This is a genomic window from Tumebacillus avium, assembly GCF_002162355.1.
Classification (GTDB): Bacteria; Bacillota; Bacilli; order Tumebacillales; family Tumebacillaceae; genus Tumebacillus_A; species Tumebacillus_A avium.
Window position 1 is genome coordinate 3,544,368 of record NZ_CP021434.1, and the last position, 19,289, is coordinate 3,563,656.

Annotated in this window: 22 protein-coding genes; 17 read left to right on the plus strand and 5 right to left on the minus strand. The window is 56.6% G+C overall.

Annotated features, from left to right (window positions below; genetic code table 11):
• The first annotated feature begins 103 nt into the window (after positions 1-103).
• The 6 genes from CBW65_RS17340 to CBW65_RS17365 all read left to right on the plus strand — a co-directional run bounded on the left by CBW65_RS17340 (position 104) and on the right by CBW65_RS17365 (position 5,420).
• The gene (locus tag CBW65_RS17340; protein WP_087457882.1) at positions 104-1,630 is read left to right on the plus strand and encodes an ABC transporter ATP-binding protein; all 1,527 of its coding nucleotides are present in this window, start codon (positions 104-106) and stop codon (positions 1,628-1,630) included.
• Complete coding sequence (locus tag CBW65_RS17345; protein WP_087457883.1) at positions 1,627-2,691, plus strand: ABC transporter permease; 1,065 nt, start codon at positions 1,627-1,629, stop codon at positions 2,689-2,691. The genes CBW65_RS17340 and CBW65_RS17345 overlap by 4 nt, the downstream gene beginning before the upstream one ends.
• A complete protein-coding gene (locus tag CBW65_RS17350) occupies positions 2,691-3,659 on the plus strand; it encodes an ABC transporter permease (protein WP_087457884.1) in 969 nt (322 codons plus the stop codon). Before CBW65_RS17345 ends, CBW65_RS17350 begins: the two co-directional genes overlap by 1 nt.
• A gap of 96 nt (positions 3,660-3,755) precedes the next feature.
• Positions 3,756-4,799 (plus strand): HD-GYP domain-containing protein, encoded by a 1,044-nt coding sequence (locus CBW65_RS17355; protein WP_087457885.1) that lies wholly within the window; start codon positions 3,756-3,758, stop codon positions 4,797-4,799.
• 40 nt (positions 4,800-4,839) lie between these two features.
• Positions 4,840-5,043 (plus strand): helix-turn-helix domain-containing protein, encoded by a 204-nt coding sequence (locus CBW65_RS17360; protein WP_087457886.1) that lies wholly within the window; start codon positions 4,840-4,842, stop codon positions 5,041-5,043.
• Complete coding sequence (locus CBW65_RS17365; RefSeq protein WP_087457887.1) at positions 5,043-5,420, plus strand: gamma-glutamylcyclotransferase family protein; 378 nt, start codon at positions 5,043-5,045, stop codon at positions 5,418-5,420. The genes CBW65_RS17360 and CBW65_RS17365 overlap by 1 nt, the downstream gene beginning before the upstream one ends.
• 79 nt (positions 5,421-5,499) lie before the next feature.
• On the opposite strand, the gene CBW65_RS17370 is transcribed toward CBW65_RS17365, so the two are convergent.
• Positions 5,500-5,727, minus strand: coding sequence for an alpha/beta-type small acid-soluble spore protein (locus tag CBW65_RS17370; protein ID WP_087457888.1), 228 nt, complete (start codon positions 5,725-5,727; stop codon positions 5,500-5,502).
• Between the two features lie 99 nt (positions 5,728-5,826).
• On the opposite strand from CBW65_RS17370, the gene CBW65_RS17375 reads away from it, so the two are divergent.
• Complete coding sequence (locus CBW65_RS17375) at positions 5,827-6,030, plus strand: hypothetical protein (protein ID WP_198299643.1); 204 nt, start codon at positions 5,827-5,829, stop codon at positions 6,028-6,030.
• Between the two features lie 211 nt (positions 6,031-6,241).
• Here the strand turns inward: CBW65_RS17375 and CBW65_RS17380 are convergent, their stop codons facing one another.
• Together CBW65_RS17380 and CBW65_RS17385 are read right to left on the minus strand one after the other, a co-directional pair.
• A complete protein-coding gene (locus CBW65_RS17380) occupies positions 6,242-6,586 on the minus strand; it encodes a hypothetical protein (RefSeq protein ID WP_087457890.1) in 345 nt (114 codons plus the stop codon).
• A gap of 240 nt (positions 6,587-6,826) precedes the next feature.
• Positions 6,827-8,038, minus strand: coding sequence for an MFS transporter (locus CBW65_RS17385; protein WP_157722013.1), 1,212 nt, complete (start codon positions 8,036-8,038; stop codon positions 6,827-6,829).
• A gap of 185 nt (positions 8,039-8,223) precedes the next feature.
• Here CBW65_RS17385 and CBW65_RS17390 point away from each other — a divergent pair, with 185 nt between their 5' ends.
• Genes CBW65_RS17390 through CBW65_RS17400 form a run of 3 tightly spaced genes read left to right on the plus strand, consistent with a single transcriptional unit; the run spans position 8,224 to position 10,891 of the window.
• Positions 8,224-9,228 carry a type 1 periplasmic-binding domain-containing protein gene (locus CBW65_RS17390; RefSeq protein ID WP_157722015.1) on the plus strand — a complete coding sequence of 335 codons (1,005 nt, stop codon included), beginning with the start codon at positions 8,224-8,226 and terminating at the stop codon, positions 9,226-9,228.
• A 26-nt stretch (positions 9,229-9,254) separates the two neighbouring features.
• Entirely contained in the window at positions 9,255-10,034 is a 780-nt protein-coding gene (locus tag CBW65_RS17395) for a DUF3388 domain-containing protein (protein WP_087457893.1), read from the plus strand.
• A gap of 38 nt (positions 10,035-10,072) precedes the next feature.
• On the plus strand, positions 10,073-10,891 hold the full coding sequence (locus CBW65_RS17400) for a helix-turn-helix domain-containing protein (RefSeq protein WP_087457894.1): 819 nt from the start codon (positions 10,073-10,075) through the stop codon (positions 10,889-10,891).
• 30 nt (positions 10,892-10,921) lie between these two features.
• Here CBW65_RS17400 and CBW65_RS17405 read toward each other — a convergent pair whose 3' ends face one another.
• Positions 10,922-11,290, minus strand: coding sequence for a hypothetical protein (locus CBW65_RS17405; RefSeq protein WP_087457895.1), 369 nt, complete (start codon positions 11,288-11,290; stop codon positions 10,922-10,924).
• A gap of 5 nt (positions 11,291-11,295) precedes the next feature.
• Positions 11,296-11,649, minus strand: a complete 354-nt coding sequence (locus tag CBW65_RS17410; protein ID WP_087457896.1) for a YhjD family protein — start codon at positions 11,647-11,649, stop codon at positions 11,296-11,298.
• Positions 11,650-11,837: 188 nt separating this feature from the next.
• Between CBW65_RS17410 and CBW65_RS17415 the strand changes: the two genes are divergently transcribed.
• The 7 genes from CBW65_RS17415 to CBW65_RS17445 all read left to right on the plus strand — a co-directional run bounded on the left by CBW65_RS17415 (position 11,838) and on the right by CBW65_RS17445 (position 19,249).
• Positions 11,838-12,329, plus strand: coding sequence for a YajQ family cyclic di-GMP-binding protein (locus CBW65_RS17415; protein ID WP_087457897.1), 492 nt, complete (start codon positions 11,838-11,840; stop codon positions 12,327-12,329).
• 124 nt (positions 12,330-12,453) lie between these two features.
• Positions 12,454-13,800 (plus strand): 30S ribosomal protein S12 methylthiotransferase RimO, encoded by a 1,347-nt coding sequence (gene rimO, locus CBW65_RS17420; protein ID WP_087457898.1) that lies wholly within the window; start codon positions 12,454-12,456, stop codon positions 13,798-13,800.
• Positions 13,801-14,379 (plus strand): CDP-diacylglycerol--glycerol-3-phosphate 3-phosphatidyltransferase, encoded by a 579-nt coding sequence (pgsA, locus tag CBW65_RS17425; protein ID WP_087457899.1) that lies wholly within the window; start codon positions 13,801-13,803, stop codon positions 14,377-14,379. It begins immediately after the preceding gene.
• Positions 14,380-14,462: 83 nt separating this feature from the next.
• Positions 14,463-15,716, plus strand: coding sequence for a competence/damage-inducible protein A (locus CBW65_RS17430; RefSeq protein WP_087457900.1), 1,254 nt, complete (start codon positions 14,463-14,465; stop codon positions 15,714-15,716).
• Between the two features lie 10 nt (positions 15,717-15,726).
• Positions 15,727-17,307, plus strand: a complete 1,581-nt coding sequence (locus tag CBW65_RS17435) for a DEAD/DEAH box helicase (protein ID WP_087457901.1) — start codon at positions 15,727-15,729, stop codon at positions 17,305-17,307.
• Positions 17,308-17,502: 195 nt separating this feature from the next.
• Positions 17,503-18,546 (plus strand): recombinase RecA, encoded by a 1,044-nt coding sequence (recA, locus tag CBW65_RS17440; RefSeq protein ID WP_198299851.1) that lies wholly within the window; start codon positions 17,503-17,505, stop codon positions 18,544-18,546.
• A 10-nt stretch (positions 18,547-18,556) separates the two neighbouring features.
• Positions 18,557-19,249, plus strand: coding sequence for a regulatory protein RecX (locus CBW65_RS17445; protein ID WP_087457902.1), 693 nt, complete (start codon positions 18,557-18,559; stop codon positions 19,247-19,249).
• Positions 19,250-19,289: the final 40 nt, after the last annotated feature.

Genomic DNA, 19,289 nt, shown 5'->3' on the forward strand with positions numbered 1-19,289 from the left:
TTCACGTAAGACAGAGCACCGATGAATAGTTCCGACAAACAAGGCTAGTGCTGACCCACTGGCCTTGTTTTTGGATTTAACCTCTAAAAGGGGAGGGAATGCTGTGCCGGCAGTCGTTGAAATGCTGGGGATCACAAAGCGGTTTGCAGGTTTTACCGCGAATGACAACATCAATCTGGTTGTAGAAAAGGGCGAGATCCACGCGCTGCTTGGGGAAAACGGTGCGGGGAAATCGACCTTGATGAATATCTTGTTCGGTCTGTACCAGCCCGACTTGGGCGAGATTCGCATCCGGGAGAAAACGGTGAAGATCACCGACCCGAACATGGCTAACGATCTCGGCATCGGCATGGTGCATCAGCACTTCATGCTCGTCGACAAGTTCACCGTCACCGAGAACATCATCCTCGGCGCAGAACCGAAAAAAGGCGTCAAGATCGACATCAAGAAGGCGGAGCGTGAAGTGCAGGAACTGTCGAACCGCTACGGTTTGAAAGTCGACCCGAGCGCGAAGATCTCCGAGATTTCCGTCGGGATGCAGCAGCGGGTCGAAATTTTGAAAACGCTTTACCGGGGCGCTGAGATCATCATCTTTGACGAGCCGACGGCAGTGCTGACGCCGCAGGAGATCAAAGAGCTGATGGAGATCATGCAAAATCTCGTCGCGGAAGGCAAATCGATCATCTTTATCACGCACAAGCTCAAAGAGATCATGGCTGTCGCGGACCGCTGCACGATCATCCGCCGCGGGAAGCACATCGACACCGTCTCGATCAGCGAAACGAACGTGGACGACCTCGCCGCCAAGATGGTTGGCCGTCACGTGTCGTTTGAAGTGCACAAGACACCGGCTCAGCCAAAAGGCGCAGTGCTGGAAGTCAAAGACCTCATTGTCGCCGGCAATCGCGGCGTCGATGCGCTGCGCGGCTTGAACCTGGAGGTGCGCGCCGGTGAAATTCTCGGCGTGGCCGGAATCGAAGGCAACGGGCAGTCGGAGCTGATCGAAGCGATCACCGGGCTGCGCAAAGTCAAATCGGGTTCGATCAAGCTGAACGGCAAAGAGCTGCAAAACCGCCGCCCTCGCGAGATCGTCGAGTCGGGCATCGGGCACATCCCGGAAGACCGCCACAAGCGCGGGCTGGTCCTCGACTATTCGATCGGGGAGAACATGGTGCTCCAGACCTACTACAAGTCGCCGTTTGCCAAGCGCGGAGTGATGCGCTACAACGCCGTCTATGAGTATGCGCGCAAGCTGATCAAGCAGTTTGACGTGCGCACGCCAAGCGAGTACACCGAAGCGCGCGCGCTGTCGGGCGGGAACCAGCAAAAAGGGATCATCGCCCGCGAAGTCGACCGCAATCCGGACCTGCTGATCGCAGCGCAGCCGACACGCGGCCTTGACGTCGGCGCGATCGAGTTTATTCACTCTAAACTGGTCGAGCAGCGTGATGCAGGCAAAGCGGTTTTGCTGCTGTCGCTCGAACTGGACGAAATTTTGAATGTGAGCGACCGCATCGCCGTCATCTATGAAGGCGAAATTGTCGGCATCGTGGACCCGCAAGAGACCAACCATGACGAACTGGGTCTGATGATGGCCGGCGGCGCAGAGAAAGGGGGAGCGCAGGCATGAACCATGGCAACTCGAGACTAAATGCGTTTCTCATCCCTGTGCTGGCTGTCATCCTCGGGATGATCATCGGCGCGATCGTGATGTTTGCGATGGGCTACAATCCGCTTCAGGCGTACTCGCTGATGTTCCAAGGCATTTTTGCAAATCCGTACTACATGGGCGAGACTCTGCGATCGGTGACGCCGCTGATCTTTGCCGGTCTGGCTGTGGCATTCGCATTCCGCACCGGCCTGTTTAACATCGGGGTAGAAGGCCAGTTCATCATCGGTCAATTGGCTGCTGCCTATGTCGGCATCATGTGGAACTTGCCGCCGGTGATTCATGCGATCGTGGCGATTGTCGTGGCGATGGTCTCCGCCGGCCTGTATGCAGGCATCGCGGGCTGGCTGAAAGCGCGCCTCGGGGTGCATGAGGTCATCACGACGATCATGCTCAACTACATCGCGCTGTTCAGCGCCAACTACATCATCCGCACGTTCCTGAAAGGTGCGTCGGAAGGCACGAAAGACATCTTGCCGTCGGCATCGATCACCTCGCCTTTCCTCGCCACCCTGTTTGAAGGGGCGCGCGTCAACCTCGGCCTGTTCCTGGCGCTGGGCCTGACGCTGCTCATGTACTGGCTGTTGTGGAAGACGACGACCGGCTATGAGCTGCGCGCCGTCGGGTTCAACCCGCATGCGTCCGAGTATGCCGGGATGAGCGTTTCGAAAAACGTCGTGCTGTCGATGGTGATCTCCGGCATGCTCGCCGGTGCAGGCGGCGCGGTGGAGACGCTGGGCGTCTACGGCTATATGGCGATCTCGGCCGGCTTTACCGGCATCGGCTTCGACGGCATCGCCGTTGCGCTGATCGGAGCGAACAACCCGTTTGGCGTTGTGCTTGGCGCATTGCTCTTTGGCGGCTTCTCCTTTGGCGCGGACAACATGCAGCGCACCGAAGGAATTCCGACCGAATCGATTCAGATCGTCATTTCGATGATCATCTACTTCGTTGCGGCTTCCTCGATCATCTACCGGTTGCTCGGTGTGTTCCGTCGTCGTCGTGAGGAGGTGCAGAGCTGATGAATATTGCAGATATTTTAGTTACGATCATCAATGGTTCGATCATCTTTGCGACACCGTTGATTCTGGCCGCACTTGGCGGCGTGTTCTCCGAACGCGCCGGTGTCGTCAACATCGCCTTGGAAGGCTTGATGGTCATCGGGGCGTTCGCTGCGGCGGTGATCACGATCTTCGCAGGCGAACAGTGGGGCGTGCCGGGCTGGCTGGCTCCGTGGCTGGGGATGCTCGCCGCGATGGTGGCAGGGATCATCTTCTCGCTTCCGCATGCTGTGGCGTCGATCGACTTCAAAGCCGATCAGACGGTCAGCGGCGTCGCGCTCAACTTCTTGGCAGCAGGTTTTGCCCTGTTTTTGGTAAAGAAGCTGTTCGAAGGAGCAGGTCAAACCACGACCGTGCAAAACGTGTTCACTAAGATTGCCATTCCGGGCCTGTACGAAATTCCGGTCATCGGCCCAGGGTTGTTTAACGTGTACGGCATCTCCTACCTGGCCTTGATTCTGGTCGGGGTCTCGTACTACGTGCTGTACAAAACGCCGTTTGGCCTGCGCCTGCGCGCTGTCGGGGAACACCCGCGCGCAGCAGACACGCTGGGCGTCAATGTGCGCAAGATGCGCTACATGGCGGTGATGATCTCCGGCGCACTGGCCGGCCTGGGCGGAAGCGCCTTGTCGATTGCGATCTCCTCGAACTTCCAGCACGCGACCGTCTCCGGTCATGGCTTTATGGCGCTGGCAGCGATGATCTTCGGCAAATGGCATCCGGCCGGGGCGATGGGCGCAGCGCTGTTCTTCGGCTTTGCGACCGCATTGTCCGTTTCCGGCCAGGTGCTGGGGCTGACGGCGTATGTGCCAAGCGAATTTTTGAATGCGCTGCCGTACCTGTTGACGATTCTGGCTCTGGCCGGGGTGGTCGGACGGGCGGAAGCGCCGGCCGCTTCGGGCAAGCCGTACGAAAAAGGCAGCCGCTAATCGCTCCAAACTAAGAGGAACGGGGGAATACCCCGTTCCTCTTTTTCACGTTCTCTGGTATAATTTTCACACAGATTTAAAAACGGGGGAACAGGTATGCCGACAAACGAGCGTAAAGTGCAAACATCTGAGTGGCAAAGCGAACTGGTCCTGGCCCGTGACATCATCGGGGAGCGGGGGCAGTTGGTACTGCCGCGCAAAACGGTGCTGACCCAAGCACAGTTGACCCGGCTGAAACAGCTCGGCATCTTAGAAGTCTGGGTACGGGAGATCGACCCGGTGGTCGCGCCGCTGTTCAATGATGTCATCGTGCAGGTCTATGAAGAAGCAGCCATCTGCGTCGAAGACCTGTTTGCTCAAGCGTCTGCTGCCCGGCAGCTCGATTTGGCAGGGACGCCCGACGTGCTGCAGCAGTTCTGGCGCGCTTGCAAGGAAGAGACCAATTTTTTGAATTTAATTCTGAATCTTCGCACGTTGGATGACTATACCTTTCAACATTCGCTGGGGGTCGGACTGCTCAGCGCGCAGATCGGCGAGTGGCTGGGCCTTTCAGTAGAAGCATGCGATGACCTGCTTTTGGCCGGCACTTTGCATGATATCGGCAAAAGCCTGGTCGATCAGGATGTGCTGCTCAAGCCGGACCGCCTGACGCGCGAAGAGTACGAACATATCAAGGCGCATACGACGCTCGGGTACATGGTGCTGCGCAACTCGGATGTCAAAGAAACGGTAGCGCTGACGGCGCTCAATCATCATGAGCGCATGGACGGCAGCGGATATCCGCGCGGCTTGAAGCAGGGGGAGATCGACCTGTACGCCCGCATCGTCGCCGTCTCCGATGTGTTTAATGCGATGACATCGCGCCGCGTCTACCGCGATGCCGCTTCCTATTACCGGGTGCTCGATGAGCTGTTAAGCGATTCGTTTGGCGCGCTCGACCCGGAGGTGGTGCTGATCTTTGCACAGCGGATGGCTGGATATTTTGTCGGCAACGTGGTGCGGCTGACCAACGGCCAGTCCGGCAAAGTGGTGCTGATCCCGCAAGATCGCCCGATGCGCCCCTTGTTGCTGGTCGGGGAAGGGTATCTCGATCTGCAGAAGCACCCGGAGTTGTACATCGAAAAAGTGCTGGAAGTATGATACAATGGTCGCAGTTTTAAGATCGAAGGAGACTTGCCACATGAGCGGAACCCAAACGCTTGAGCAACTGATAAAAGACAAGAAGCTGACCGTGCAGAAGATCGCAGATGAGACTGGGGTCTCGACGCTCGCTTTGGAATTTTTAGTTTACAAACAACATCAGCCGAAGCCGCACATCGCTCAAAAGATCGCCAAAGTGTTGGAGATGAAAGTCGGCGAGATCTGGCCGGAACTGAAACCATAATGCGCAAGATTTTTGTGTATGGCACATTGCTCACCGGCGAATCAAATCACACTGTCGCCGCACCCTACCTGCTGCAGGCCGAGCCTGGCCGCGTGCGGGGCCGCCTGTATGATGCGGCACAAGGGCGCTATCCGGCGCTGGTCCTCGATCCGGGCGGTGAGTGGATCGAAGGGGAATGGTTTCTGGTCACGCCGGAGGGCGTAGCGCGAATGGATGAGCTGGAAGAGTTTTTTGGACCGGATCATCCCGACAACCTGTACGAGCGCGTGGCGGTGTGCGACGCGGATACCGGGCAGGAAGGCGAAGTGTACGTCTGGCGAGATCACCGCAGTTGCCCGCCGATTCGCGGCAGGTCGTGGCGCACCTATCGCCGATAACCAAAGAGAAAGCGACCTCTGCTCAAGCGCGGAGGTCGCTTTCTCTTTGGTTGTCCCTATGTAGCAGAGGCGTGAGTGGTTAGCGGCGCATGCCCATTTGGCCCATGCTGCCCATACCGGACATGGACTGTTCGGCAAAACCCACCAGACGCTTGGTCATTTCACCGCCAACCGAACCGTTCAATCGGGAGGGGGTGTCACCACCGAGGTTTACACCAAATTCATTCGCAATTTCGTATTTCATCTGATCCAGCGCGTTTTCTGCACCGTTGACCAGCAGACGATTACGACCGGAATTGCTTGCCATTGCTATCACCTCCTTGTATTGAATACCTTTCCTTGGCATCTTCGATCTTATACATGGGATGTTATCCTTTTTTTCGGTCATCCTAAGCGGTAAAGACCGATGAGTAGTGGAGGTGTGGCAGTGCGCTCCGACAGCTTAAAAATGATCAATCTCTATGAAATTCCGGTTGGCGATGTCAAACGCATCGTCGATGTGCTGCAAAACGATCTCAAGGAATACGAGCAGCTCGATGCCGATTTTGGTCCTGGCACGGAAGAGGCTTTGAAAAAATTTGTTGAGGAATTGTCCAGACATCTCGAGTAGAAAGGAGTGCATCACGCATGCCGCCATCCCTCTGGTTTACCGCCAATTGGATCTGGGTGCTCACCGTTCTGGCCGCGGTCGGGATTCTCGTCTATCTGATGACATACCGCCGAAAGAACAAGCGCAGATAAAAAACAAGCCGCCTGCCCGTCATTCCCGGGTCAGGCGGCTTTTCGCGGTGATGCGCATCGTTTTGGTTATTTCCAGTTCTTTATTTCCACTTCTCGATGCCGATGATATAAGCTTGCGTAAAACCGATTCCGAGGTTGCGCGTTTCTCGGAGCAGCGCCCGGATGACCGATTCGTGTCCGTTTTTCATCAGGGTCTCAATGATCGTTTTGGTGGTAAACGGTTCGCTCATCCCTTCCTGCACGTCCGGATCGTGTTCGAGATCGTCCAGCCATTCATCGCTGTAGTGCGGGCCGAGTCGCTCTGCGTACGCCTTTTTGTACAGGTCTTTCACCGAAAAGGGCAGATCCAGTGCCTTTAAATAGAAGTCCAACTGATACAAGGCCTGGTCCGTTGTGTACTCGATATGATGAAATTCTTGTGCCACCCTGACATCTCCCCTTTTCCTGTGACCTTCGAATCCTTTTTCTATATATATTCAAAATCAGAAAAAGTGATGATTTTTTGGTACAATATGATGGAATTGCAAATGAGGAGGAAGACATTGTGGATTTCTTTATGGCGGTAGCGTTTGTACTCGTGGGGTTTCTCACGTTTGGACTTATGTTGATCTTTGCGCGCAAGAAAAAGAAATAAGGTTGGAACTTCGAGAGTCGAAGTTCCAACCTTATACGCGTAAGGTCTCATTGGTGCGCCGGAAAAAGAACAAGGCAACGAGCGGAGACAGGCCGACCAATAAGAAGGTCAGTTTCATCGATAAGCCTTCCGATAGCAGCCATTGCAGCCCAATCAAGGCGAGGATCGACAGACAGCGCCCGGTGTTGACCACCGATTCCCGGATGACGATGTACTCGACTTTGCGGTGCACCGCTTCCGGCAGCTGTCCCATCACATCGTAGGTGAGACAGGAGTAGGGGATGACCAAGAGTGGCGTGAACAAGGAGTTGGCGATCCCAAAGACAAACAGGGAGACTTTGTTCACTTCAAATAGCAGCATCAGCACGGAGAGTCCCAGCATGAAGGCGGCCGTCGTCACAAAGGTGTTGCGCCGCGCGGTGGTCAGGAATTTTTTGACCACATAGTAGGCGACCAGCGACCCGGCTGACGTGAACAGCAGGTAGCGCGAGGCGGTCAATTCGTCCTGCGTGACCACGAACACCAGCAAAAACGGCAAAAAGGCGAGCGTGCCTTCCCGAAATCCCATCGAGAATGACATGGTGAGCATTTTTCTCCATAAATTCTTGTGTTCTTGCGGTGAAAATCCGGCGTACAAATCGTAAGAGGGCGGTCCCCCTTTTGGCTGCAGCTTCCATGTGATCAGCACGGCGGTCAGGAACAGAGCAAACGAGACGGTAAAGATGATCGTATAGCCTTTCATCGGCAAGGTGGAAAGGATACGTCCGGCGAGCAGCGGGGCTGCCATCGTGGCCACAGCGAACAAAAAGCCGTTCGCCCCGTTGTATTCGTCCCGCGTCTCCGGTTCGGTCACTTCAAACACAAGCACGTTGTAGGACAGCCAAAAGAAGCCGGTGCCAATGCCCTGCAGCATCCCAAGCAGCACGTACAGGCTCACAGCCCGCGAACCGAAGCTGATGATCAGGATGTAAAACAAGGCGAGGATGGCGACGCCGATGCGCAGCGTGTACAAGCGGTCACTCTTTTTGGCAATCCAGCCGGCGATGGTGTACCCGATCGCAGAAAACAAAAAGATGTAGAAGTTGTAGATGGCAATCTGCTCCACGCTCTGCAGGAACTTCCAGAGGTAGATGTTGAGGAAAGTGTTTGATAAGGCGCTCGCTCCCGCAAAAAGGGTGTTGATCGAAAGCAGCCATTTGGAGCTCGGCGGCAAAAGCTGCCGAGTGGCTTCTGTCGTGTTCATGGATCTCCTCCTTTTTGTGAGATAGACATTCATCAGCTTTCCCGCCATGTGGGCAGGATACGTCTGGAAAAATTCGCAAAGCAATGTTGCCGCTCGAACCTGCCCGGAACTCTGTGTTATACTAGCAAGGAGTACCGTTTTTACGCATCTAAGGCAATCTACAGGCAGGAGCGTTCATTTCCACTATGAAACAGAGAATCCTACAACTCGTTGCAGCAGGCTGTCTGACCGCTGTGTTCGTCAGCGGTTGTCATAAACCAACATTTGAACATATGGAGCCAAGCACGATCAAATGGTCGATGAGCGTCGTCTCGACCGCACAGAGCGAAGCGGAGCAGCAGAGCGTTGCCAAACTCGCGCAGGAAGTGGCGGGCAAGCAAGGGCTGTCGGCCGATGTGCTGTACCCGGCCCAAGACGGAGATGTGGCGAAGCTGGCTTCGCAAAAAGGGCTTGACCTCGTGCTCGCCTCCGCTGATACGCCGCAGATCGCAGAGCTGGCCAAAGCACATCCGGAACTGCGCTTTTCACTGCTTGGCGACACGTCCGACCCGGAGTTGAGCAATGTCCGCCATCTCGTCCATGACCGGGCGCGGGTCTTGTTTATCGCCGGTTATCTGGCGGCGGAAGCAAACCGCACGTCGAACCAGCCGTTTACGGTGGTCGTGAAGGAACTGCGCGCAGCCGACGATCCGGACTGGCAGATGATCATGGCCGGGATGCATTATGCCGGGCGCAAAGACGTGCCGGTGCAAGTGCCGGTCTCAGCGCTTGACGGGACCGATGCGGCAGCTGGCCAGACGGCGGCGGGGCAAGGTGCACGCCCGCTGAAAGGCTTGTCCGCCGTGCTGCTCGACCCGCTTTCGGAAAAAGCGTGGGCAGGGCTTGGAGCGGGCGGCCAATGGCTGATCCGCACCGATGAAAAGACGGCTGCGTTGCCGTTGCAAGACCGCGTCATCGCCCAGCCGGCGTCCTTGTACGAAACGGCTCTGGAGCAGGAAGCCGAACTGCTGGTGTCCGGAAAGTGGACAGGTCAGCAAAAGGTCATCGTGGAAGGGACACGGTCGTACCGGATCAACAACGCGTCCGCCTTCGCCGATGCCGGGATGGATGTGCGTCTCGAACTGATCGAAGAACAATTGAAATCCGGCGCGATCAAGCCGGATCAATACACAGCAGGAGTTGGCCAATAGGCTGCTCCTGAGGCAAAAGGGGATGAATGGTGTTGGAGGATTGGTATTTGGAATATCACATCCACAAGGACAGACCGGGTCTGCTCGGTGATATTGCCTCACTGCTCGGGATGCTGTCGATCAACATCCTGACCGTAAACGGTGTGGAAAACAAAAATCGCGGATTTCTGCTGCAGACAGATGACCGGCAAAAGATCTCAGCGCTGCGTTCCATGCTGCGCAAAGTCGAAAATATCACCGTCACGGCCCTGCGCCAACCGACCTTGATCGACCGTCTGGCCTTGCGCCACGGCATGTTCATCGAGCGCGAATCCAGCGAGAATGTCAAAACGTATAAATTTACCAGGGACCAACTTGGAATTCTTGTGGATTTTTTGGGGGAATTACTAAAAAAAGAAGGAAATCAGGTGATCGGCATCAGAGGGATGCCCCGCGTTGGCAAAACGGAGTCGATCGTCGCTGCCAGCGTATACGCCAACAAGCGATGGTCGTTCGTGTCCTCCACGCTCTTGCGCCAGACGATCCGCTATCGGCTGGAAGAGGATGAGATGGCGACAGACAACATGGTCTACCTGATTGACGGCATCGTCTCGACGCTCCGCTCCAACGAGCAGCACCATTCGCTCGTTCGCGAGATCATGCGATTGCCGGCGCCAAAGGTGATTGAACACCCTGATATCTTTGTTCGGGAGACAGAATTTGGCTGGGAACATTTTGACCGGATCATCGAGCTTCGCAACTCGCCGGAAGAAGAGATCTCCTACCAGATGATTCAGACCGGATTTTCATCCTTCGATATCAGTTAACAAGGAGAAGGCAGCATAGTCTCGAAGGAGGTAACAACGTGCAGGAACTCGGAGCTGAGCTCAAACGAATCCGCGAAGAAAAAGGCTACAAGCTGGAAGACGTCCAGCAGGCGACCAAGATCCGCACCCGCTATCTCGAAGCGATCGAAGCGGGCGATCTGTCGGCGCTGCCGGGCGTGGTCTATATTCGCGGCTTTATCAAAAGCTATTGTGATTTCCTGGAGATCAACGGCCAGGAGATGCTCGACAAGTACGGGCTGGCTGCAGAGAAAAACGATACGCAGGTCGAGCCGGTGCGCGTCGCGCAAAAGAACAAAAACCTCGGCAAACCGGCAACGTTTAATCCGCGCCTGCTGCCGCAAGTGGCGATCGCCGTCGCGATCCTCGTGGCGCTGTCGGCCGCCTATGCGGTGTATGTAAACAAAGACGATCAGCAGCAGGTCAGCAACGAAAAAGCGGAAGTCAAGACGGCGGAGCAGCAAAAGCCGGCAGCCAAACCGCAAGCGCCTGCCACAACGCCCACACCGGCGCCGAAGCCGGAACCGGCCAAGCCGAAGACGGTGGTCCAGCAGGTGCAGAAAGCCGGCACGCAGACGACCTATCAAGTGTCCGGCACCAAGGAGATGACGGTGGTGCTCGCCGCGTCCAACGACTGCTGGATGCAAGTCACGGCAGACGGCAAGGTGCTGGAGTCGGGCATCGTCAAAAAAGGCGAGACCCGCACCTGGAAGGCGAAACAGGCGATCTCGATGCAGACGGGAGCTTCGAAGTATCTCACCGTCAAAATCAACGAGCAGCCGGTGCAGATCGAACAGCTCCTCGGCGGCTACACGTTCCTGTTTAACCTCAAGTCGTAAGCCAGGCAGAAGTGAAGGGGGATCGGTGCATCAGGATTCGTCCTCTCCGCCGTCATCAAGGCGGGGCGGGCGGCCGGTGTAGCGTCCGGGTTCGAGGATGCCCATGCCGATCCCCAGCCGTTCTGTCTCGCGGGCAATCACGTCGAGCAACTGCTCCAGACCGGCGTCATGCAGCGTGTCAAAGATCGTCATCAGCGAGTAAAATTCATCCCGGCCGGCCCGGACATACGGGTCATCCGCCAAAAACTCCAGCCACAGCGCCCCCGGCATCTCTTCCCACTCGTCCCCATAGGCCATCCTGTAGAGATCGGCCAGCGCAAACGGCACCCCGATCGCGTAAAAGTACACGCTGAGCTGATCGAGCGCGCGGGCAAGCCGCAATTCTGCTTTTCCTTTCATCCTCATCACCTCCCGCCCCAAAAATCTTGCAGAAACCGCTCCTGACATTCCGCATATAAGGTCGCCAGCAGAAAGCAGTGCCGGACTTCATATCCCCGCTCCACGTAGGTGATCTGAAAATCCAGACTGTTTTTTTCCTGTTGGATCACACGCACTCCGTGACGCCCCAGAAGCCGCTTCGCTTCGCCGATCCGCTTGAGCAGGCCGGCATGAAACGCTTCCAGCCGGTCGATATACGCCTGCCCGAGGTGCAGCGACAGGGCGCGGATTCTGCCGAGGTCTGCATCGACGTGCTGGCGGAGCAGATGCAGGATGAGGATTTCCTTCACCGTGGAGAGGGGATCAAATCCACCGTTCATGTGACCGGCCTCCTCGAAACAGAACAAACGTTCTAGGAATGTATGTTCGTATTCTAACACCGTGTTCGCCATTTTAAAAGCGCGAACTCAAATTTTTGTGATGGGATTTTTTGGCGCTTAACGTGCGGCGCTTTGTGTTATAATTGGGACAGCACATCGTTACAGTTGGTGACAGGAGGTACATACATATGGCAAAAGACGCATCTTTTGACGTTGTGTCAAAAGTGGACATGCAGGAGATGGACAACGCAGTCAACCAGGCGAGCAAGGAGATGATCTCCCGCTTTGACTTTAAAGGCAGCAAGAGCTCGATCGATCTGAAAGACGAAGAGATCTCCCTCGCATCGGACGATGAAGGCAAGCTGAGAAGCGTTGTCGACATCCTCGAGAGCAAGCTGATCAAGCGCGGCATCTCTCTGAAGTCGCTCGACTACGGCAAGGTGGAACCGGCGTCGGCCGGCACCGTCCGCCAGTCTGTCAAGATCAAGCAGGGCATCGATCAGGACAACGCGAAGAAGATCGTCAAGATCATCAAAGACTCGAAGATCAAAGTTCAGGCGTCTGTGCAAGGCGATGCTGTTCGCGTTTCCGGCAAGAACCGCGATGATCTGCAAGCGGTGATCCAACTGCTGAAAGAGTCGGATGTTCCGGTCGATCTGCAGTTTACTAACTACCGTTAACACTCGGATTGGAAGACTCTGCCCGCTGCGGAGTCTTCTTCCTTTACTTTTGACACCATTTCCTCATTCGTTTATACTGAGGGCAGAATGCCAAGCTTTTGCTTAGGCTTTGGAGGATAGGCTAGTGACAGAGAAAACCATACAAAAAGTACATTTCGTGACGCTCGGTTGTGAAAAAAATCTCGTAGATTCGGAAGTTATGATGGGGATTGTCAAAGGCAAGGAGTATAAGATTGTCGACACGCCGGATGAGGCGGATGTTGTTGTCGTCAACACTTGCGGCTTTATCGACAATGCCAAGGCCGAATCGGTTGAGACGATTCTGACCATGGCGCAATTGAAAGAAACACACCATGTAAAATCAGTTCTGGTCGCCGGCTGCATGGCCCAGCGCTACCAGGATGAATTGATGACCGAAATTCCGGAGATCGACGGGATCGTCGGCACCCAGGATCTGATTCGCATCGACGAACTGATCGAAGAGGCGCAGACCGGCAACCGTCCGCGCTACTTCTCGGCGGAGAACCCGATCTACCTCTATGACGAATCCACCCCGCGCGTGCACACGACGGGCGGATCTTCCGCGTATATCAAGATTGCGGAAGGCTGCAACCACTCTTGTACGTTCTGCATCATCCCGAAGATGCGCGGCAAATTCCGTTCCCGCCCGATCGAGTCGATCGTCAGCGAAGCGGAGATGCTCGTGTCGCAAGGCGTGAAAGAGATCGTGCTGATCGCGCAGGACTCCACCGACTACGGCATCGACATCTACAAGAAGCGCCGCCTGAACGACCTGCTCGAAGCGCTGAACGGCGTGGAAGGTCTGGAATGGATCCGCCTGCACTACGCGTATCCGGGCTTCTTCACCGATGAAGTGATCGACGCGATGGCGCGTCTCGACAAAGTGGCGAAATACATCGACATGCCGCTGCAGCACTCGGAGAACCACATTCTCAAGGCGATGCAGCGTCCGGGTCATCAGGCCGGCGTGAAAAAGCTGGTGCAAAAGATCCGCGACCGCGTGCCGAACGTGGCGCTGCGCACGTCGTTTATCGTCGGTTTCCCGGGTGAGACGGACGAGGACTTTGAGAACTTGTGCAATTTCGTCCGCGAAGTCGCATTCGATCATATCGGCGTCTTCACCTACTCGCCGGAAGAAGGCACTCCCTCTGCAGAATTTGGCGCTCAGGTGCCGGATGATGTCAAAGAGCGCCGCTCGAACATCCTGATGGAAGTGGCGCGCGAAGTCGCTGCTGAGCGTCAGGCTCGCCATGTCGGCCATGTGCTTGACGTGTTGGTTGAGAAGTATGATGAAGAAGACGAAACGATTCGTGTGGGACGCACGCAGTTCGATGCCAAAGACATCGACGGCATGGTCTTTGTCGCCAACACCGATGCAAAAGTCGGCGATATTATCAAAGTCCGCATCACCCATGCGTACGATTTCGACCTCTCGGGGGAGGCGGTCTAATTGAAATTCAATCTGGCTAACCGCATAACATTAGTCAGGATTTCATTGGTACCGATCGTCATGTTTTTCCTCTTGGTGCGTCTTGATCTGGGGAAATTTACGTTGTTCGGTCATCAAGCCTCTTGGTCTGACATTATCGCCGCGTTGATTTTTATCATCGCGGCGGTAACGGACGGCCTGGATGGCTACATAGCGCGCAGTCGGAAGATGATTACAGATTTCGGCAAGTTTCTCGATCCGCTCGCCGATAAGCTGCTCGTCTCCGCTGTGCTGATCTCGCTGGTCGAACTGGATCGGCTCGGCGCGTGGGTGGCGATCGTCATCATCTCCCGCGAATTTGCGGTGACCGGTCTGCGCCTCGTCGCAGCAGCCAACGGCACCGTGATCGCCGCATCCAAACTGGCGAAATGGAAGACGACCTTGCAGATCATCGCCATCGTGGCCTTGATTCTCAACAACTTCCCGTTCTCCACGCTCGACATTCGCTTTGACCTCTGGATGGTCTGGGCGATGGTTGTGATCACCGTCTGGTCGGGCGTTGATTATTTCGTGAAAAACAAACAAGCGATACAAGAATGACGTTGTGCATGGTAGCCGAGTGGAATTTTCCCTTGGCTACTTTGTTTCTTTCTTAATCATCGAATCGGAAGGGCTGAGACGTGATGAGAGCAGAGATTCTTGCGGTCGGCACCGAGCTTTTGATGGGTCAGATCGCCAACACCAACGCACAGTACCTGTCACAGCGCCTGGCGGAAATCGGCGTTGGCGTTTACCACCACACGGTGGTCGGGGACAATTTTGAACGCGCTGTGCAAGCGTTGCAAACGGCTAAGGACCGCGGGGCAAATGTGGTGATTTTAACAGGCGGTCTCGGGCCCACGGAAGACGATCTGACGCGGGAAGTCGTCGCTTCATTTGTCGGCAGAAGTCTGAATTTGTCAAACGAAATAGTAGAATATATTCGCAGCTTTTATACATATCGTGGACTTGAGATGCCCCAAAACAACAAGCAGCAGGCGATGGTGATCGAAGGGGCGGAAGTGCTGCACAATCCGCGGGGCACAGCGCCGGGCATGTACCTGGAGCAGGACGGCGTGCACTATTTCCTGCTGCCGGGTCCGCCGACCGAAATGCGCCCGATGTACGAAGAGCAGGTGCAGGCGATTTTGAAGCGCGTGCAGGGGGCGGCAGCGCTCGTTTTTGCCTCCCGCTTTCTGCGCATCTTTGGGCTTGGCGAATCGGCGATGGAAGAACAGATTCGCGACATCATTCAGAATCAGTCCAATCCAACTGTGGCGCCGTACGCCTCAGAAGGGGAAGTGAAGATTCGCCTGACCGCCAGCGCCCCGACGGAAGCGGAGGCGCATGCGCTGATCTTGCCCCTGGAAACGGCGATCCGTGAGCGCATCGGCCGCTTTATCTACGGGATCGATGACGAATCCTTGGAAGTGAAAGCAGGGCAGCTGCTGCAGGCGGCCGGGCAGACGTTTGCCACGGCGGAAAGCTGCACCGGCGGTCTGATCGGCAAGATGATCACCGACCTGCCGGGCAGCTCGGCCTATTTTAACGGCGGTGTGGTCTCGTACCACAACGAGGTGAAGCAGCGTGTGCTCGGCGTGGAGGAAGCGGTGCTGAAGGCGCATGGCGCCGTCTCGGCAGAGTGTGCCGTGCAGATGGCAGACGGCGCGAAGCGGGTGCTCGGCACCGACTGGGCCGTCTCGGTGACAGGCATCGCCGGACCTGGCGGCGGTTCGGAGGAAAAGCCGGTCGGGCTGGTCTACATCGCTGTCTCCGGGCCGGGCGGAACAACCGTCAACCAACACCAATGGAAACACGGGGATCGCACACAGATCCGTTTGCGGGCAGCAAAAACGGCTCTCTACAGCTTGATCCAACGTCTCCAGAACGAAAGGTGATCATAGGCATATGACGACATTTTTAGAACTGAACCTTGGCAAGAAGATTCAACAGGCGATCAGTGACATGGGTTTCGAAGAGCCGTCGCCGATCCAAGCGCAGTGCATCCCGGTCGTGCTGACCGGCAGTGACGTGATCGGGCAGGCGCAGACCGGCACAGGCAAGACGGCGGCGTTTGGCATTCCGCTGCTGGAAATGGCAGGTCCCGCCAAGCATGTGCAGGCGCTGATCCTGACCCCGACCCGGGAACTGGCGATCCAGGTCGCAGGCGAACTGCGCAAGATCGCCAAATACAAGCGCACCCGCACCATGCCGATCTACGGCGGTCAGTCGATCGGTTCGCAGATCCGCGCGCTGCAGCAAGGCGTGCAGGTCGTCATCGGCACGCCGGGGCGGATTCTCGACCATCTGCGCCGCGGCACGCTCAAGCTCGACAAGCTGAAGACGCTGGTGCTCGACGAAGCGGATGAAATGCTCGACATGGGCTTTATCGAGGACATCGAGTCGATTCTGAAAGAGACGCCGGCCGAGCGCCAGACCCTGCTGTTCTCGGCGACGATGCCGCCTGAGGTGAAGAGCCTCTCCAAGCGCTACATGATCGACCCGCAGAACGTGACGATCAACCGCGGCGACGTGACCGTGCCCTTGATCGAGCAGGTCTATTACAAAGTGCTGGAGCGCACGAAGCTGGAGAGCCTCTCGCGGATCATCGATTCCGAAGAGGTGGAGCTCGGTATCATCTTCTGCCGCACCAAGCGCGGCGTCGATGAGTTGACCGACTCCTTGATGAGCCGGGGCTACCTCGCCGACGGGCTGCACGGCGACCTGTCACAGGCCCAGCGCGACCGCGTGATGCGCAAGTTCCGCCACACGGAGATTCAACTGCTCGTGGCGACAGACGTCGCAGCGCGGGGGATCGACGTGGAGAACGTGACGCACGTCATCAACTTCGACATCCCGCAGGACCCGGAATCGTACGTGCATCGCATCGGCCGCACGGGGCGCGCCGGCAAGCGCGGCTTGGCGCTGACTTTGGTCACGCCGCCGGAGTTCAAGCTGCTCAAGCAGATCGAGAAGGAGACCAAGGCGAAGCTGGTCGCCAAAGAGGTGCCGTCGCTCGCCGATGTGGCGGAGCGGCAGACGGAGATCTGGCGCGACCGCCTGGTGCGCACGATGCAGGACGGCAAGCTGGCCACCTATCGCGCGATCCTCTCCGGGCTCGTCGATGAGTTTGATCCGCTCGACCTGGCTGCAGCCGCTCTGAAGCTGGCCAGCGGCGAGGACTTCGAAGCGCCGGAAGCCGACTACAACTTCGGCGAGACGGGCGGAGCGCCGGGCATGGTGCGCTTCTTCCTGAACATCGGCCGCAGCGCCAAGATCGGCCCGAGCGACCTCGTCAAGCACATCTCCGAAGAAGCCGGCATCCCCGGCGGGGCGATCGGCAAGATCGACATCTTCGAGAAATTCACCTTTGTGGAAGTGCAGGAAGAGTCGGCGCCGTTCGTGTTTGAGGCGCTGCGCAAGTCCCGCATCAACGGTTCCCGCATCAATTTGGAACCGGCGCGTCCGCGCGAACGCCAGCGCAAATAGACCGCAAACAGTCCCTGTGTCTGCAGGGGCTGTTTTTTGAAAAAAGAGGAGAACAAACGTTTGCTTTTTCTATTCATATGAAGTACAATAAAAGCAGGGATTGAAGAAACAGACGCGAATCTATTGGAGATTCGTGAGAGGAATAGAATAAGGGGAGTGTAACCATTGTCTAACGATCGTAAAGCGGCTTTGGATATGGCGTTGCGCCAGATTGAGAAACAGTTCGGGAAAGGTTCTGTCATGCGTCTTGGGGAGGCAGCTTCCAGCTACAACGTGGAAACTGTATCGACCGGTTCGCTGGCTGTAGATATTGCACTTGGCGTCGGCGGGTTCCCGCGCGGCCGGATCATCGAAGTATACGGACCGGAATCCTCCGGTAAAACGACCGTCACCCTGCACGCGATCGCTGAGGTGCAGCGCACCGGCGGCCAGGCGGCGTTCATCGACGCCGAGCACGCGCTCGACCCGGTCTATGCACAGAAGCTCGGCGTCAACATCGACGAGCTCCTGATCGCGCAGCCGGACACCGGTGAACAGGCGCTGGAGATCGCCGAAGCGCTCGTGCGCTCCGGTGCGGTCGACATCGTCGTTGTCGACTCCGTAGCGGCGCTTGTGCCGAAAGCAGAGATCGAAGGCGACATGGGCGATACCCACGTCGGTCTGCAGGCGCGTTTGATGTCGCAGGCGCTCCGCAAACTGGCAGGTGCGATCAACAAGTCGAAAACGATCGCGATCTTCATCAACCAGATTCGTGAAAAAGTCGGCGTCATGTTCGGAAATCCGGAGACCACATCCGGCGGCCGTGCGCTGAAGTTCTACTCCACCGTGCGTCTGGAAGTGCGCCGTGCCGAAGTGCTCAAGCAAGGCAACGACATGGTCGGCAGCCGCACCAAGATCAAGGTCGTCAAGAACAAAGTCGCGCCGCCGTTCAAACAGGCGGAAGTTGACCTGATGTTTGGCGAAGGCATCTCCCGCGAAGGCACGCTCGTCGACATGGGCACCGACCTCGACATCATCAACAAGTCTGGCGCTTGGTACTCCTACGAAGGCGAACGTCTCGGCCAAGGCCGTGAGAACGCGAAGCAGTTCCTGAAAGACCATCCGGAACTGGCGGCGAAGATCGACGGGCTGATCCGCGAACATTACCAAGTCGGCAAAGCTGCCGCGCCGGACTTCAAAGCATCTGCTGAAGAAATGGCCGATCAGGAAGCGGACGAATTGCTCGGTCTCGACCTGTAGGGCGTAACTCATGCAGGAAAAGAAAAAGCAGCAAGAGCAACCGGAATTTCGGGGCGGTCACGTGACCGCCCTTTCTGTGCAGAAAGCAAGTCCTGACCGGCTGAACGTGTTTGTCAACGAGGAGTTCCTGATGGGGGTCTACCGCGAAGTGGCGCTCAAGCACCGCTTGAAAAAAGGGCTGGAAGTCACGGTGGAGATGCTCCAGGCGGTGTGGCGGGATGAGGTCGTGTACAAGGCGAAAGACGCGGCGGTGCACTACCTGTCCTTCCGGCAACGCTCGAAGAAAGAGATGGTCGACTATCTGTCCGGCAAAGACCTCTTTGACGAAGAAGTGGTGCGGATGACCGTGGAGTGGCTGGTCGAACGCGGCTATATCAACGACAATGAATTTGCCCGCCTCTGGGTGGAGAACCGGATGCGCAACCGCCCGCGCGGCAAAGCGATGCTGCAATGGGAACTGAAGCAAAAGGGGATCGAGTCGGATTACATCGCCGAGGCGCTGGATGAGGTCGTAGACGAAGAATTGGAACTCGAAGGAGCCATGCGCCTGCTGCAGAAAAAAGTTGGCCGCAAATCGCTCCAATTTACATTTGAAGAACAGCGAAAACTGGCGCAATATCTGGCAAGACGTGGGTTTTCCACCTCGGTGATCAAGGATGCGCTGCGCCGTTTCATATCTCTCGCCAATCTTGACAATGATTGACACAGACGATAGAATTAATATTGCGTATAAACAGCTTGAT

What these genes read in the sequence shown, in the direction of transcription:
- CBW65_RS17345 (WP_087457883.1), top strand. Translation starts at nt 1,627, where the DNA reads ATGAACCATGGCAACTCGAGACTAAATGCGTTTCTCATCCCTGTGCTG.
- CBW65_RS17350 (WP_087457884.1), top strand. Translation starts at nt 2,691, where the DNA reads ATGAATATTGCAGATATTTTAGTTACGATCATCAATGGTTCGATCATC.
- CBW65_RS17355 (WP_087457885.1), top strand. Translation starts at nt 3,756, where the DNA reads ATGCCGACAAACGAGCGTAAAGTGCAAACATCTGAGTGGCAAAGCGAA.
- CBW65_RS17360 (WP_087457886.1), top strand. Translation starts at nt 4,840, where the DNA reads ATGAGCGGAACCCAAACGCTTGAGCAACTGATAAAAGACAAGAAGCTG.
- CBW65_RS17365 (WP_087457887.1), top strand. Translation starts at nt 5,043, where the DNA reads ATGCGCAAGATTTTTGTGTATGGCACATTGCTCACCGGCGAATCAAAT.
- CBW65_RS17370 (WP_087457888.1), bottom strand. Translation starts at nt 5,727, where the DNA reads ATGGCAAGCAATTCCGGTCGTAATCGTCTGCTGGTCAACGGTGCAGAA.
- CBW65_RS17375 (WP_198299643.1), top strand. Translation starts at nt 5,827, where the DNA reads ATGAGTAGTGGAGGTGTGGCAGTGCGCTCCGACAGCTTAAAAATGATC.
- CBW65_RS17385 (WP_157722013.1), bottom strand. Translation starts at nt 8,038, where the DNA reads ATGAACACGACAGAAGCCACTCGGCAGCTTTTGCCGCCGAGCTCCAAA.
- CBW65_RS17390 (WP_157722015.1), top strand. Translation starts at nt 8,224, where the DNA reads ATGAAACAGAGAATCCTACAACTCGTTGCAGCAGGCTGTCTGACCGCT.
- CBW65_RS17395 (WP_087457893.1), top strand. Translation starts at nt 9,255, where the DNA reads ATGGTGTTGGAGGATTGGTATTTGGAATATCACATCCACAAGGACAGA.
- CBW65_RS17405 (WP_087457895.1), bottom strand. Translation starts at nt 11,290, where the DNA reads ATGAAAGGAAAAGCAGAATTGCGGCTTGCCCGCGCGCTCGATCAGCTC.
- CBW65_RS17410 (WP_087457896.1), bottom strand. Translation starts at nt 11,649, where the DNA reads ATGAACGGTGGATTTGATCCCCTCTCCACGGTGAAGGAAATCCTCATC.
- CBW65_RS17415 (WP_087457897.1), top strand. Translation starts at nt 11,838, where the DNA reads ATGGCAAAAGACGCATCTTTTGACGTTGTGTCAAAAGTGGACATGCAG.
- CBW65_RS17430 (WP_087457900.1), top strand. Translation starts at nt 14,463, where the DNA reads ATGAGAGCAGAGATTCTTGCGGTCGGCACCGAGCTTTTGATGGGTCAG.
- CBW65_RS17435 (WP_087457901.1), top strand. Translation starts at nt 15,727, where the DNA reads ATGACGACATTTTTAGAACTGAACCTTGGCAAGAAGATTCAACAGGCG.
- recA (WP_198299851.1), top strand. Translation starts at nt 17,503, where the DNA reads ATGGCGTTGCGCCAGATTGAGAAACAGTTCGGGAAAGGTTCTGTCATG.
- CBW65_RS17445 (WP_087457902.1), top strand. Translation starts at nt 18,557, where the DNA reads ATGCAGGAAAAGAAAAAGCAGCAAGAGCAACCGGAATTTCGGGGCGGT.